This is a genomic window from Streptomyces sp. NPDC101151, assembly GCF_044768335.1.
In the GTDB taxonomy this organism is placed as follows: domain Bacteria; phylum Actinomycetota; class Actinomycetes; order Streptomycetales; family Streptomycetaceae; genus Streptomyces.
The window spans coordinates 52,867-66,347 of the sequence record NZ_JBIWPP010000018.1; the positions used below are offsets into that span (position 1 = coordinate 52,867).

Below are 13,481 nucleotides of genomic sequence, written 5' to 3' on the forward strand. Positions count from 1 at the left end.
CCGCCGGGACGCCGGGGGTATCAACGGCCCCGGGAGTCCAGGCAGTGCGAACGCTGCACGATGGGGGCGACGGCCCTGGACAGCTCGGTCAGCACCTCGTCCACGGCACGCACACCGGGTGAGATCGTCACCTCCACGGCGGGGCTGCGCCCGTAGGACACGAGAACCTGCTTCCCCGACCGCCGGGAGCGGTCCTGCTCGATCAGCCAGTCCACACCGTTCACGCTCACACAGGGGTCGAGGTCGGGGCCGGGCGACACCAGCCCGCACCGGGCCGTGACGGCGCCCCCGCCCCACGCCTCGGCGCCGGTCACACCCACCCGTTCGCGGCCGTGGCCGTCGAGCCGGCCGGGCCAGCGCCCGGACAGGCCCGTGCACGCCGGTGCGGACGCCCGCTCGGCCGCGCTCAGCCCGTACCGGGTGCCGCTGTCGTGCCGGGCCCACCACGCCCAGCCGGCCGCCGCCACCACGACCGCCAGCGCTCCGGCCCCGACCGCATACCGCACCCGCACTGCAGCCCCCTCGTGTCACGGTTCCGGCTGCCGCCGGTGATCATCCACGTCGGAACCTACAACACCCCAGGATCCCTGCCTCACGCGGCTGTTGCGATACTCGTTCCTCGTGAAGACGCGACCCTTGCCGCTGTGGACCGCGGCCTGTCTGCTGCTTGCCTCCTGCCATGCCGGGACGGCCACCTCCGGCCCCGCCGAGGAGGAGACCGGGCCCGTTCCCGCCGGACAGCGCAAGGCCGCGCCCGACCTCGCCGGCGACAGCCTGGACGGCAAGCCCGTGCGGCTGTCCGACTACCGCGGCAAGGTCGTCGTACTCAACGCGTGGGCGTCCTGGTGCGGTCCCTGCCGGGCCGAGGCGCCCGAACTCAACGCGGCGTACCAGCACCTCGCCGCCAAGGGTGTCCGGTTCCTCGGGCTCAACACCGACAAGGACGCCGCCGGCGGCCGGTCCTTCCAGCGGGACCACCGTCTCGCCTACCCCAGCCTCAGCGATCCCTCCGGCCGCCAGATGCTGAAGTTCCCGAAGGGATCGGTGCCGCTGGGGGTGCCCTTCACGGTCGTCGTCGACACCCGGGGCAGGATGGCGACCGTCCACTCCGGCGTCGTCACCGAAAAGCAGCTGCGCGACCTGGTGCTGCCGCTCGTGCGGTCCTGAGGGCCGTCAGCCGGATCCGCCCTGCAGGGCGGCGACGGCACTCTTCGCGGCCTTGATGGCCCCCTTGTTGATCTCTTCCGTGCCCGGGGCCTTCTTCGACTCGAAGTCGCTGCCGTTGTAGGTGACGATCACCAGGGCGTTGGAGACACGGGCGAGCACCACGCCCTCGCGGGTCTGCTGCTTGTCCTCCGTGGTGAGGTTCACGACCGAGTAGGCGGAGTCCCCGAGTCCCGGAACGGCTCCGCCGCCGCTCTTCTCGGTGACACGCTGCTCGTACTCCTTCTTCGCCTCCTGGTCCGAGTCGGCGATCTCGAAGGAGACGTCGAGCCAGCGGTAGTCGTAGCCCTTCAGCGCGTTCCAGGAGCAGGTGCGGCGGATCTCGGTGTCGGTCGAGGGGATCTCCTTGCCCGCGGTCTTCGCCCCGGGCACCAGGGACTTGACGGTCGACGCGGGCACGCCGGCGCAGGGGGAGGGCGCGGTGGCGTACGACTTCGACACCGCGGTGGAGGAGGGGGCGGACGACGACTGGGTGGGCGTCCTGCCGGCCGCCCGGTGATCAGCGGCGGACGGTGTGGCCGGGCCCGACGACAGTGCCCAGCCGGCGCAGGCGAGCACGGCGACGGGCGTCAGGCGTGCGGTGAGGGCGAGCGGCAGAGGAAGAGAACGCACGGCGCACTTCTCGTGGGGGAGGGGGTACGGAAGGGTCCGGATGGTGGACGGGGACGCCAGTGTCACACGACTGCCTGTGGGGCGGAAGTGTCAACTCGCTGCGTATCCGGCCGGTCACGGCAGCGCGTTCACGACGTACTGGTCTGCCCGTTATGCACCTGGAGCCAGCGGCGGGCGCCGACCTCGCTGGGATATTCGCGCACGGTGAAGGCCGCGGCGGACCAGCCGACGGCCCACGCCACCACCGCGGGCATGACGGGAGCCGCGATCAGCCACAGGGTGCGACCGGCGAGGGTCAGCCAGACGGAGCGGCGGACCTCGTCTCGTTTGGCGGCACGGAACTCGCCGGGGGCGGGCGGGTCCAGTAGCTTCCTGCGGTGGTCCCGGCGCTGTACCAGCCACCCCCACACCAGAGCCGCGGCGGACGCCGCCACCTGCGCCCAGTCCCACACCGCGCGCGCGGTCGGCGGCAGGGCGCCGCGGAAGCTTCCGTAGAGAACGAGCGCGATGTAGCAGCAGAACGCCAGGGCGGCCAGCCATGCGGCGGCACTGAAGGTGCGGCGCAGCCAGTAGCGCGCACCACGCTCGACCCAGGTGGTGCCGAGCCCCGGCAGGGCCGGGATCCGGGCGGGGGCCAGGGAAGCCGTGCCCCTAGAAGATGCTCTTGATGCCATGCCACACGTCGTCTTTCAGTCGAACGAAGTCGTCCCCTGTCTGGGACAGGACGTGACCCGTGCCGTGCAGTACCCCGCCCACCACACCGTGGTCGTGGATGTCCTCGCTCCAGTGTTCGTGGAAGGCGTGGTCGATGACGCTGGTCGCGCCGATCACGATCCCACCGCCGACGCCGGCCACCACCGCGGTGGGCACCTCGAACGGCGCGAGGGCCACGAGGCCCGCCGTGACGGCCGTTCCGGCCACCAGACCGCCGACGTTGGCGCCGCCGTCGACCGCGACCGAGTGCTGCCACGACCAGCCCTTGTCGTGGTCGTCGGAGGCCTCCAGCAGCCCGCAGGCCCCCGCCGCGGCCACGTCAAGCACCGGCACCTCCTTGAGGAAGTCCGGGAGTTTCTCCAGGCTCTTGCCCACGCGCAGCGCCTCCGCGGCATCGGCCAGCTTCACGTTGAGCGCCCGGTCGTAGGGAAGCTTGGTGCTGCCGTTGTCGGCGCGGGCGATCGCGTCCTCCAGCGAGTCGACCTTGGTGACCGCGTCGCGGTAGGCGCTCTTGGCGGGGAAGTCGTCCGGCATCTTCCGGCCCTGCTGCTGGAACGTCTTGCGCTCCGCGCGGAGTTCCTTCTTGGCGGCCTGCGCCTCGGTCTTGGCGGAGTCCAGCTGCGAACGGGCCTGCGCACCGCCGGCCCGCGCGTCCTCGGCGTCGTACGCGTACAGGCCGCGCAGATAGTCGGCGAGGGTTACCTTGTCCCCGGGTGACGTCGCGCCGTCCTTCGTCGCCACCTGCGCGTACAACCCCTGCAGCTGCTGCGCCGCCACCAGCCGCGCATGCTGCGCCGTGTGCAGGATCTCGTTGCGTGCCTTGGCGTACTCGTTCATCGCGGAGATCGTCTTCTGGTCGTCCGCGCTGGGCGGACTCGCCGTGAGGATCTGCAGGGGCACGCCCTTGGCGCCCGTCGGCACGTTCTTGCGCGTCGCGATGTGCTCCGCGTTCTGCAGGGCCGTCTCGCACGTGGACAGCGCGTCGGCGAGTGTGTCGAGGATGGTTCCCGCCTGGTGAACCAGCTCGGCGAACCCGCCCGCGGTCAGCGCGTCCTCGGACCACCGTGCGCGGAAGGACTCGGCCGCCTCGCCCTTCCAGCTCGCGTCGTCCACCAGCGTGTCGACGGTGCGGCTGAGCGGCTTGACCACGTCGTCGAGCTTTTCCTTGGCGTTCTTGTACGTCTCGGCCATCGTGCGCAGTCCGCCGATGTCACCGCCGACCCAGCTGTCGCCCATCAGCCCTCACCCGTCATCAGGTCTTCGAAGACACCGTGGACGTCCACGTCGTGCCGGTGGAAGGAGTCCCGCGCGTACGCGACCTTGTCGCCGTGGTCGTCCATCCGGTCGCCCAGGCCGATGTGCAGGGCGATGAGGAGGCCGGCCACCTCCTTGATCGCGTGGTCCAGCCCCGCGTCCCCGCCGCTGACCACGGGCGGTGCCACGTCGGGGTGCAGCTTGCGGTAGTCGGTGGCCTGCTCGTGGAAGGTCCTCGCCATGGTGGCGAGGTCGCCGTAGATCGCCTTGAAGTCGGCCGTCACCGGCGCACCTCCCGCGCATAGGCGGCCAGGTCGGCCGGCTGCCAGTTCTGCTCCCCGGGCGCGACGTGCGGGTCGAGCAGGATGGTGACGCCCTGCTCGCGCACGCCCTCGGCCAGCGGGCCGATCGAGCCGGCCACCCAGGGCTGTGCCTCGCCGAGCGCGTCCACCAGTCGCCCGGGTGTGCTGAACGCGAAGGCGACGGTGCCGTGCGAGGGGTGCTCGAACAGCTCCAGGACGAGGAAGGGCACGCGCGCCGGGCAGCCGTCCCTGCCCGTCGCCTCGACGGACCTCGGATGCGCCGGTACGAACACCGGGGTGTGGTACGCGGGAACCCCCGGCCTGGGGCCGGGCCGGTCGTCCGTGGCCGCTCGCGCGGCCGGCGCTGCCTCGACGAGGTCCAGCAGGTGTGAGCGGTGTGGTTGCGGGGCCCGCTCCGTGGGGCCGGCCGTGGCCGGCTGTCCCGGCGGCTCCGGCTCGACGAAATCGAGCAGGCGTGAACGTATCGGTGCGCCCATCGCCGTCACCTCTTCCCCGTGGTTCGCGTGGCCGGTCGGCCCGACCACGGTAGCCAGCGGGCGGCGGGGCGAATCCCCCTATGTCAGGGTGTCGATCAAGGGGCATGCGGAACTCATACGACCGCTTGGCCACGCGCTGGCCAAGCCTTGACCCATTGCTGAACCGGCCGCGCCGGAGCGCGGGAGACCGCGGGCTACGGCACCCTCGCTGTCCAGGTAGGCGTAACTGTCCTGGAAGGACAGGCCCTGGACCAGCGCCTCGGGCACCGACAGCGAGTACGTGATCGTGTTTCCGGGCTCCACGAACATGGCGCCGCCGCCGGAGATCCGCCACACCACCTCGATGCCGTGCCGGGCGGCACCCTCGGGGTCCACCTCGTTCCGCAGAGACTGGAAGCTGCCGATGACCACCGCCCGAGCGCCCCACTCCCATGGCCGCAGCGATGGGGGTCCCCCACGCCCTCAAGGCAGTGGGGGAGGCCGCCGGCCCGCGGCGACCTCCGCGGTCAGGAACTCGTCCAGGGCCATGTGCAGCGCCGGGGCCTGCGGGTCCTCATGGATCAGCTGCCAGTCGTAGTCGGTCCGGTCCGGTCCGTGGCGTGTGCCGGCGCCCGGCGCACCGCGATCCCGACGCCCTTCGAGGTCAGCCCGTACATCACGGTCCCTTGGCGACCGCGGTCAGAGAGCGCGGGGACGGATCAGTCCGCTCTCGTAGGCGAGGATGGTCGCCTGGACCCGGTCGCGCAGGCGGAGTTTGGACAGCAGGCCGTTCACATGGGTCTTCACGGTGCCCGTGGTCACGCCGAGTTCGGCTCCGATCTCGGCGTTGGTGAGGCCGGAAGCGATCTTCAGCAGTACTTCCCGCTCCCTCGGGGTGAGTTGGCCGAGGGCGCCGGGCGCCGAGGGAACCCGCGGGGCGCCCTGGGCGAAGGTGTGGATGAGGCGGCCGGTCACGGCGGGGGCCAGGATGCCGTCGCCGGCGGCCACGACACGGATCGCGGCCAGCAGATCCTCGGGCTGGGCGTCCTTCAGCAGGAACCCGGACGCCCCGGCGCGCAGGGCCTCGTACACGTACTCGTCGAGATCGAAGGTGGTGAGCACCAGCACCCGCGGCCCGTTCTCCGGCGTGGTGATCAGACGGGTCGCGGTGAGTCCGTCCATGCCCGGCATCCGGATGTCCATCAGGACGAGGTCGGGTGCCTCGGCGGCGGCGAGCGACACCGCCGTCGCTCCGTCGCCGGCCTCGCCGACGACGGTGAGGTCGGGTTCGGCGTCCACGATGGCGGCGAAACCCGCCCTGACCACGGCCTGGTCGTCGACGACGATCACGCGTACGGCGACGGGGACACCTCCTGGACGGGGGCCGGAACGGGGCCGGCCGGCAACGACACCCGTACATTACCGGCCGGCTCGAGAGCGATGTGTCCCTCGCCCGCGGCGACCTGCACCCGCAGACGCTCGGCGACCGGGCCGACGACGGCGAGCGGGACGCCGGTCACCGTGATGTGCACGGTGCCGCGCCGCCGTCTCAGGGACACCCGGGCCGGCCCGTGGTCGCCCGCGCCGAGCGCCGCTTCGACGATGCGGTACGTCGCGACGTGCACGGACGGCGCAAGGCCCCGCGCGGCCTCGGGCAGGCCGCGCAGCCGCACGTCGCGGCCGGCGGCGCCCAGGGCGCGGCAGAGCGTGTCGAGGTCGGCGGCGGTCGGGGACGGCGCGAGGCGGTCGGCGGGGTCCGCACACGCGAGGCGGTCGGCGGGGTCCGCGCAGTCGTCGAGGCTGTGCAGCATGTCGCGCATGGCGGCGAGGGCCGCCCTGGCCGTGGCCGCCACGTCGTCGAGTCTTCCCTGCCCGGCCAGGTCGACGAGCGACGCCGTGTGGTGCAGTACGGCCTCGCGCAAGGTCACCGCCAGCCGGTGCCGTTCGGCCTCGGCGGCCCGTTCCGCATGCCACATCGAGCTGGCGAGCGCGAAGTCGTCGCTCGCCAGCATGCGCAGGCGCCGGCGCCGTACGACGAGGCCCGCGCCGCACACGGCGGCGAGAAGGGGAGTCAGCAGGACACACAGGACGATCACCATCACCACGACGCCCCCGCCGACCGGTTCGCCCTCCAGCGCGCCGTCGGCGGAGGCCGTGGCCGTGAGCACCGAGGCTGTGCCGAAGGTCCCCGCGATCGCCGCCGGCCAGGTGCGGGAGGGCCCCTGCCCGTACGCGGCGACCGCGTACAGCGCGAGCATCTCCACGAGCGTTCCCCCGGCCAGAAACTGCGACACCCGAGACGGCAGGGGCACCACCGCTACGGCCACCGGCCACAGCCAGGCCGTAGCCAGCACGGCGACGAAGGAGACCACGGGGGCGCGTCTGCGCCACATCAGCGGCAGTGCGTGCAGGACCAGCAGCGCGGTCACGACGAGCAGGTCCGCTCCCGAGGCACGCCTGGTCGGCTCCGGCCAGTCCTCCGTGGTCACGAAGGCGGTGACCACCGGCAGGATCATCGCGGTGAGGGCCAGGGCGGGATCGGCGAGCCGCTGCTCACGCAGGACGTCGCGCCGCCATTCGGGCCCGGGCGGATGCCGGGGCCCGGCCGTGTCGGGCAGTGTCGCGCGGACCAGCCAGCCGCCGTCGGGTCCGGGGCCGGCGGTCAGCTCGCCGCCGGCCGATGCGGCCCGTTCCCGCATACCGGCCACGCCGCGTCCCCCGCCCAGGCCGCCGGTGTCCTGCGGTGCGAAGGCGCGCGGCGGCGCGTTCTCCACGGTCAGTTCCAGCAGGCCGTCCGCCCGGTGGACGAGCACACGGGCGGCGGCGCCGGGGGCGTGCCGCAGGGCGTTGGTGAGGGCCTCGCGGACGATTCCGTGGATCGCCTCGGCCGCGGGGCCGCTCAGGTCACCCGGGAGGTGGGCGGCGACGGGCCGGCCCAGTCGGCCGAATCCCGCGACCAGCTCCTCGATCTCGGCGCTCGTGGCCCCCGGACCCGGACGGTCGGTGTCCCGTAGGAGACCGACGAGTCGCTGCAGCGCCGCCACCGTCTCGGTGCCGGTGCGCCGCGCGAACGACAGTGCCTCGGCGGCCAGTTCCGGTCTGCTGTCCTTGAGCCTGCGCGCGGCATCGACGGTGACGACGACCGAGGTGAGGTGATGGGCACTCACATCGTGCAGCTCGCGGGCGAGCCGCCGGCGTTCGTGGTCGCCCGCCGTCCGGCGGGCGTGCTCCGCTCCGGCCAGCCGGCGGGCCGCGGTGAGCCGCCCGCCCAGCCATTGGCGCCGCGCTTCGCCGAGTCCCGCGCACAGGATGTACGCGCTCAGGGCGGTCGCCATCGTCAGGAGCGAGATGCGCAAGCCCTCCTGCACGGCGGCCAGCAGCCACTCGACGCCCACGGCCCCGGCGACGGCCCGGACCGTCACCGGCACGGGGCAGCGGACGGCGACGGAGAACAGGGCGACCAGCGTGCCGAGGCCGAGGTAGCCGTCCGGCCAGACGGCCAGGCCCAGGACGTAGGCACACAGCGTCCCGGCCAGAGCCCGCACGGGTGCCTGCCGGCGTCGGCCCAGCGCGGCCGTCTCCACGGACAGGGCGCACACGACGCCGATCAGACCCGGCAGCCCGGGCGCTTGGTCCGGGCCCAGGCCGGGCCAGAGCAGGGCACTTTGTCCGGCCGCCAGCACCAGGGGCAGAAGCCAGTTGCGTATCGTCTCCATCTCGCCGACGAGCGTAGAGGGCTGTCCCGGGCCGGGCACCTGCCCTGAGGCGGAGGCCGGCCCCTACCCAGCGATAGAGGGACCGTTCCTGCCGCAGGGCGATGGCAGGGCCGGGTGCCGCCGGGGAGGGTGATGCCATGACGTTTCCACCGCTGCCCGAACCACTGCCGCACCACCGACTCGCCCGGCTCTCGGTGCCCCACCGATGGTGGCGTCCGCTGGTGGGGACCCTGGTGGTGGCCGTGGTCTACACGATCGCCGTGAGCGTCCTCTACGGCGTCTTCTCCGCGTGGGGATCCTGGAAGGGATACCCCGAGTCCGCCGACGGATCAGTGGAGTTCGGACCCGTCTCGGGCACCGCCGTGGACCTGCTGATCCTCGCTCTGGCGACCCCCGTCGTGCTGCTGGCCGTGCGCTGGATCGGGCAGCGCCCGGCGGGCACGGTCTCCTCGGTGACCGGGAGGCTCAGATGGCGCTGGCTGAGCCTGTGCGTGCTGACGGCCCTGCCGGTCGTCGCCCTGGCGATGGGTGTCATGTTCCTGCTGCCCGGGGACGGCGGCGAGGAGTTCCGGTGGGCGGGCTGGACGGTCTTCGGGCCCGCGCTGGCCATGCTCGTCGTACTGGTTCCCTTCCAGGCGGCCGCCGAGGAGTACGTGTTCCGGGGCTGGCTGACGCAGGCCGTAGGTGCCTTCGTGCGCTCGCCCTGGTTCGCGTTCCTGCCCCAGGCCTTCCTGTTCGCCGCCGCCCACGGCTGGGGCACGCCCTGGGGATTCGCCGATCTCGTGGTGTTCGGGGCGGCGGCGGGCTGGCTGACCTGGCGAACGGGCGGTCTGGAGGCGGCCATCGGGCTGCACACGGTCAACAACATCCTCGCCTTCGGTGTCTCGGCGGCCACCGTCGACGGGCTCAAGAGCGACGAGACCGCGGCGGACGCGGCCTGGCCACTGGTCGCACTCGACGTCACGAGCGTCCTGCTGTACACGGCAACCGTGGTGTGGCTGCTGCGCCGCCGCACACTGGCCCGTACGGCCCCCGCGCCGCTCCCGCCCGTCCAGCCGCCGCTCTTCGCCACCCCGTACGGACCCGTCACCGGCTTTCCCTCGGCACCGCCCTGGGCCGGCCGTCCGACGCAGGGCACACCCGTTCCGCCCCCGTACCCCGGCGTCGAAGCGGACGTTGCCGACCGGCCGTGAGCGGCCCCGCCGGTGATCCGGCCCGTCGCCACCTGCCGGGCCGGCGCGCGACGCCGGACGAGACCATGTCACGGACGCAGCAGCGTCTTGACGGCGTGGCGCTCGTCCATCGCCTTGTAGCCCTCGGCGGCCTCGTCCAGGGGCAGGGGCAGGGGCCGGGTCGGATCGAAGACCTTGCCGGGATCGATACGGCCCGACAGCACGCGGTCGATGAGGACCTGCACGTCCACCCCCGAGCAACAACTGGTCATCCGGACCATGGAACCCGGCACGCCGATCCATGACGCCTGCGCAGCCTCGCTTCCTGGGCCGCGCGCGACCGCGGGGACCAGCCGGTGCGCGGTGTCTCCGGCTGATCTCCCTCGACGGGGCGCGTCGGGTCAGAGGCGCGCTGCCAAGGCGGCGTAGACCCTCCGCCAGGCGTCCGCGCCGGCCTGCGGGTCGTAGTCGGAGGGGCGGTCCGCGCAGGCGAAGCCGTGCCGGGCGCCCGGGTAGGTCACCAGCTCGTGCGGCACCTCGGCCTCGGTGAGGCGCTGCTCGGCCTGCTCCCACTCCTCGGCCGGGATGATGTGGTCCAGCTCGCCGCGGAAGGCGAGCAGGAAGGCGCCGCCCTCGGCGATCCGCTCGCTGGTCTCCAGCGGGGGCACGGGGCCGACCAGCGGGAAGCCGCTGTTCAGCAGCCAGCCGGGGTAGAACACGGCGGCCAGCTCGAAGCGCAGCGCGGTCGCCGCCCGCACCGCGATGTGCCCGCCCATGCTCAGCCCGAGGAAGGCCACGCCCCGCTCCCCGGCTTCGGCGCGCGCCACCGCCAGTGCCGCCGAGGCGTCGGCCACCAGCTCGTCCCGGTCCAGCGCGCGCATCAGCACCAGGCCGTCCTCGCGCTCCTCGGCGGAGTACCCGAGCCCGGTACGGCGAGCGTTGCGCCAGTAGTGGTCGGGCGCCAGCGCGACGTACCCGGCCGCCGCCAGTTCCGCGCAGGTGTCACGGGCGTAGGCGTTCACGCCGTACAGCTCGGAGCAGACCACGACCGCGCCCCGGACGTCGCCCACCGGGCGGTGCACATACGCCTCGATGCCGCCCGCTTCGCCGAGTGTCTCCCACTGACCAGTCATCAGACCCCCGTGTCTTGAAGCTGAATGTCCGCCCCATCGTAGGCTCGTGCATCCGGTCGATAGCCTGATGATCGACCGACGTGCGCAACAGCGAGGTGAGAGATGCAGTTCACCACCCGACCCACGCTTCAGGGCACCTTCGGCATGGTGTCCTCCACCCACTGGCTCGCCTCCCAGTCGGCGATGGCGGTTCTGGAGGACGGCGGCAACGCCTTCGACGCGGCCGTGGCCGGTGCGTTCGTCCTGCACGTGGTGGAGCCGCACCTGAACGGGCCCGCCGGCGAGGTGCCGATCCTGCTGGCCCCGGCGGGCGGCGAGGTGCGTGTGCTGTGCGGGCAGGGCGTGGCCCCGGCGGGTGCGACCGTCGCTCACTACAAGGGCCTCGGTCTGGATCTCGTACCCGGTACGGGCCCGCTCGCCGCCGCCGTGCCCGGCGCCTTCGACGCCTGGCTGCTCCTGCTGCGCGACCATGGCACCAAGTCCCTCGAAGACGTCCTGAAGTACGCCGTCGGGTACGCCGAGCACGGGCACGCGCCGGTGGAGAACGTCGGCGCGACCGTGGAGCGCGTACGGGAGCTGTTCGAGACCGAGTGGACCTCCTCGGCCGAGGTGTACCTGCCCGACGGCAGGGCGCCGCGGCCCGGTGCGCTGCTGCGCAACCCCGCCCTCGCCGCCACCTGGAAGCGGCTGCTCGCCGAGACCGCCGGGTGCGGCGGCCGGGAGGCCCGCATCGACGCCGCGCGCGAGGTGTGGCGCTCCGGCTTCATTGCCGAGGCCCTGGTACGGCAGTCCCGGCGGCCCACCCTGGACACCAGCGGCGCACGGCACACCGGCACGCTCACCGAGGCCGACCTCGCCGGCTGGTCGGCGACCTACGAGGCGCCGGTGACGTACGACTGGAACGGCTGGACCGTGTGCAAGGCGGGCGCCTGGAGCCAGGGCCCCGCGTTTCTCCAGCAGCTGGCCCTGCTCCCGTCCGAGCTGCCCGCCCACGGCTCGGCCGACTACGTCCACCTCTTGATCGAGGGCTGCAAGCTCGCCATGTCCGACCGGGAGGCCTGGTACGGGGACGCGGCCGAGGTGCCGCTCGCCGACCTGCTGTCGGACGGCTACAACGCCGGCCGGCGGGCGCTCGTCGGTGCCGAGGCCTCCCGCGAGCTGCGGCCCGGCAGCCCCGGCGGACGGGCCCCGCGCCTTCCGGAACAGGTGCACGCGTGCGTGGCGGCCGGTGAGGACACCGACGCGATGGGCGGCGGCGAGCCGACCGTCGCGCAGCTGCCCGGCGAGCCCCGCGTGGCCGTCGACGGCAGCACTCGCGGCGACACCTGCCACCTGGACGTCGTCGACCGCTGGGGCAACATGATCGCGGCCACGCCCAGTGGGGGCTGGCTGCAGTCCAATCCGGTCGTGCCGGAGCTGGGCTTCCCGCTCGGCACCCGGCTGCAGATGACCTGGCTCGAGGAGGGCCTGCCGAACTCCCTCACGCCCGGCCGCCGCCCCCGCACCACCCTGACCCCGTCCCTGGCGCTGCGCGCCGGCATCCCGGTGATGGCCTTCGGCACGCCCGGCGGCGACCAGCAGGACCAGTGGCAGCTGCATTTCTTCCTGGCCGCCGTCCTGCGCGCCCCGGTCCGTGGCGGTCTCGACCTGCAGGGCGCCGTCGACGCCCCGAACTGGCACAACGACAGCTTCCCCAGCTCCTTCCACCCGCGCGGCCGCCGCCCGGGCAGCGTGACCGTGGAGTCCCGCATGGACGCGGACGTGGTCGAGGAGCTGCGGCGGCGCGGCCACGACGTCACCGTCGGCCCCGGCTGGTCGGAGGGCCGGCTCTGCGCGGTGGCCCGGGAACCCGAGACCGGCGTCCTGTCGGCCGCGGCCAACCCGCGCGGGATGCAGGGGTACGCGGTGGGCCGCTGACGGCTGCCGCGGCACCCGCTCTTCATCCCGATTCCACCTTCCGTCCACCGGTCGGGCGGGGATTGTCAGTGGCGCGTGCTCTCATGGAGGCATGATCGAAGCAATCGAAACCATCGACGAGTTTCTCGCCCGCTCCTCGGCCGACGTGGAGGAAGCCGTCCGCAAGGCGGCCGCGGCCGAGATCCTGCCCCGTTTCCGGCGCCTGGCCGAGCACGAGGTGGACCAGAAGAGCGGGCCGCACGACCTGGTGACCGACGCCGACCGGCTCGCCGAGCGCCGGCTCACCGAAGCCCTCGGCGCGCTGCTGCCCGGTTCGGTGGTGGTCGGTGAGGAGGCGGTGCACGCCAACCCGGCGACGTACGAGGCGATCCAGGGCGACGCGCCCGTCTGGATCATCGACCCGGTCGACGGCACCCGGCAGTTCGTCCACGGCGACGACGGCTTCTGCACCCTGGTCGCGCTCGCCCACCACGGCACCGTGCTGGCCTCCTGGACGTACGCACCCGTGCGCGACCAACTCGCCACCGCCGTCCGCGGGCAGGGCGCCTTCCTCGACGGTGAGCGGCTGATCGCGGGTCCGCCCGCACCCGGCCGGGACCTCGAAATCGCCACCTCCCACCCGGACTTCACCACCGAGGAGCAGAAGCGCTCGCTGCGCGCCCTGTGGACCGACGGTGTCGCCCCGCGCCCCTGCGGCTCGGCCGGCCTGGAGTATCTGGCCATCGCCCGGGGCGAGTTGGACGCCGTGGCGTTCTCCTGGGAGGCCGCCTGGGACCACGCGGCCGGCCTGCTCCTGGTCGAGGAGGCGGGCGGCGCCCACCTCACCCTCGCCGGTGAACCGTTCCGGGTGACCGGTGCCAACGTGCTGCCGTTCACCGCCGCGCGGGACGCCGCAACCGCCCGCCGGGTCGCGGAGCTGCTGCACACGCCCTCCTGAGGCCCCCGGCACCCAGGACTGTCG

Annotated in this window: 13 protein-coding genes and 2 pseudogenes; 4 read left to right on the plus strand and 11 right to left on the minus strand. The window is 73.3% G+C overall.

All coding sequences use genetic code 11. The features are described from left to right. Positions 1 to 20: 20 nt before the first annotated feature. Positions 21 to 512, minus strand: a complete 492-nt coding sequence (locus ACIRU3_RS28620; protein WP_404061921.1) for a DUF3515 domain-containing protein — start codon at positions 510 to 512, stop codon at positions 21 to 23. A gap of 109 nt (positions 513 to 621) precedes the next feature. Here ACIRU3_RS28620 and ACIRU3_RS28625 point away from each other — a divergent pair, with 109 nt between their 5' ends. Beyond that, positions 622 to 1,167 (plus strand): TlpA family protein disulfide reductase, encoded by a 546-nt coding sequence (locus tag ACIRU3_RS28625; RefSeq protein ID WP_404061923.1) that lies wholly within the window; start codon positions 622 to 624, stop codon positions 1,165 to 1,167. Between the two features lie 6 nt (positions 1,168 to 1,173). Here ACIRU3_RS28625 and ACIRU3_RS28630 read toward each other — a convergent pair whose 3' ends face one another. From ACIRU3_RS28630 to ACIRU3_RS28665, 8 genes and pseudogenes are all read right to left on the minus strand, one after another. Beyond that, positions 1,174 to 1,836, minus strand: a complete 663-nt coding sequence (locus tag ACIRU3_RS28630; protein ID WP_404061926.1) for a hypothetical protein — start codon at positions 1,834 to 1,836, stop codon at positions 1,174 to 1,176. A gap of 128 nt (positions 1,837 to 1,964) precedes the next feature. Beyond that, positions 1,965 to 2,510, minus strand: a complete 546-nt coding sequence (locus tag ACIRU3_RS28635; protein ID WP_404061929.1) for a hypothetical protein — start codon at positions 2,508 to 2,510, stop codon at positions 1,965 to 1,967. Next, positions 2,488 to 3,786 (minus strand): hypothetical protein, encoded by a 1,299-nt coding sequence (locus ACIRU3_RS28640; RefSeq protein WP_404061932.1) that lies wholly within the window; start codon positions 3,784 to 3,786, stop codon positions 2,488 to 2,490. Before ACIRU3_RS28640 ends, ACIRU3_RS28635 begins: the two co-directional genes overlap by 23 nt. Further along, the gene (locus ACIRU3_RS28645; protein WP_404061935.1) at positions 3,786 to 4,088 is read right to left on the minus strand and encodes a DUF6317 family protein; all 303 of its coding nucleotides are present in this window, start codon (positions 4,086 to 4,088) and stop codon (positions 3,786 to 3,788) included. Before ACIRU3_RS28645 ends, ACIRU3_RS28640 begins: the two co-directional genes overlap by 1 nt. After that, complete coding sequence (locus ACIRU3_RS28650) at positions 4,085 to 4,603, minus strand: SAV_915 family protein (protein WP_404061938.1); 519 nt, start codon at positions 4,601 to 4,603, stop codon at positions 4,085 to 4,087. Before ACIRU3_RS28650 ends, ACIRU3_RS28645 begins: the two co-directional genes overlap by 4 nt. Positions 4,604 to 4,813: 210 nt before the next feature. Further along, positions 4,814 to 5,268 (minus strand): annotated as a pseudogene (locus tag ACIRU3_RS28655) (biotin/lipoate A/B protein ligase family protein); the annotation flags it as partial. 13 nt (positions 5,269 to 5,281) lie between these two features. Then, a complete protein-coding gene (locus ACIRU3_RS28660) occupies positions 5,282 to 5,932 on the minus strand; it encodes a response regulator (protein ID WP_404061940.1) in 651 nt (216 codons plus the stop codon). Continuing rightward, the gene (locus ACIRU3_RS28665; RefSeq protein WP_404061943.1) at positions 5,929 to 8,298 is read right to left on the minus strand and encodes a histidine kinase; all 2,370 of its coding nucleotides are present in this window, start codon (positions 8,296 to 8,298) and stop codon (positions 5,929 to 5,931) included. The genes ACIRU3_RS28660 and ACIRU3_RS28665 overlap by 4 nt, the downstream gene beginning before the upstream one ends. 137 nt (positions 8,299 to 8,435) lie before the next feature. Here ACIRU3_RS28665 and ACIRU3_RS28670 point away from each other — a divergent pair, with 137 nt between their 5' ends. After that, positions 8,436 to 9,491 (plus strand): lysostaphin resistance A-like protein, encoded by a 1,056-nt coding sequence (locus ACIRU3_RS28670; protein ID WP_404061947.1) that lies wholly within the window; start codon positions 8,436 to 8,438, stop codon positions 9,489 to 9,491. 68 nt (positions 9,492 to 9,559) lie between these two features. Here the strand turns inward: ACIRU3_RS28670 and ACIRU3_RS28675 are convergent. Then, positions 9,560 to 9,706, minus strand: a pseudogene (locus ACIRU3_RS28675) (IMP dehydrogenase); the annotation flags it as partial. Between the two features lie 165 nt (positions 9,707 to 9,871). Further along, a complete protein-coding gene (locus ACIRU3_RS28680) occupies positions 9,872 to 10,603 on the minus strand; it encodes a dienelactone hydrolase family protein (RefSeq protein WP_404061948.1) in 732 nt (243 codons plus the stop codon). A 102-nt stretch (positions 10,604 to 10,705) separates the two neighbouring features. Between ACIRU3_RS28680 and ACIRU3_RS28685 the strand changes: the two genes are divergently transcribed. Together ACIRU3_RS28685 and ACIRU3_RS28690 are read left to right on the plus strand one after the other, a co-directional pair. Next, on the plus strand, positions 10,706 to 12,520 hold the full coding sequence (locus ACIRU3_RS28685; protein WP_404061951.1) for a gamma-glutamyltransferase family protein: 1,815 nt from the start codon (positions 10,706 to 10,708) through the stop codon (positions 12,518 to 12,520). 91 nt (positions 12,521 to 12,611) lie between these two features. Next, the gene (locus ACIRU3_RS28690; protein WP_404061954.1) at positions 12,612 to 13,457 is read left to right on the plus strand and encodes an inositol monophosphatase family protein; all 846 of its coding nucleotides are present in this window, start codon (positions 12,612 to 12,614) and stop codon (positions 13,455 to 13,457) included. The last annotated feature ends 24 nt before the right edge of the window (positions 13,458 to 13,481 follow it).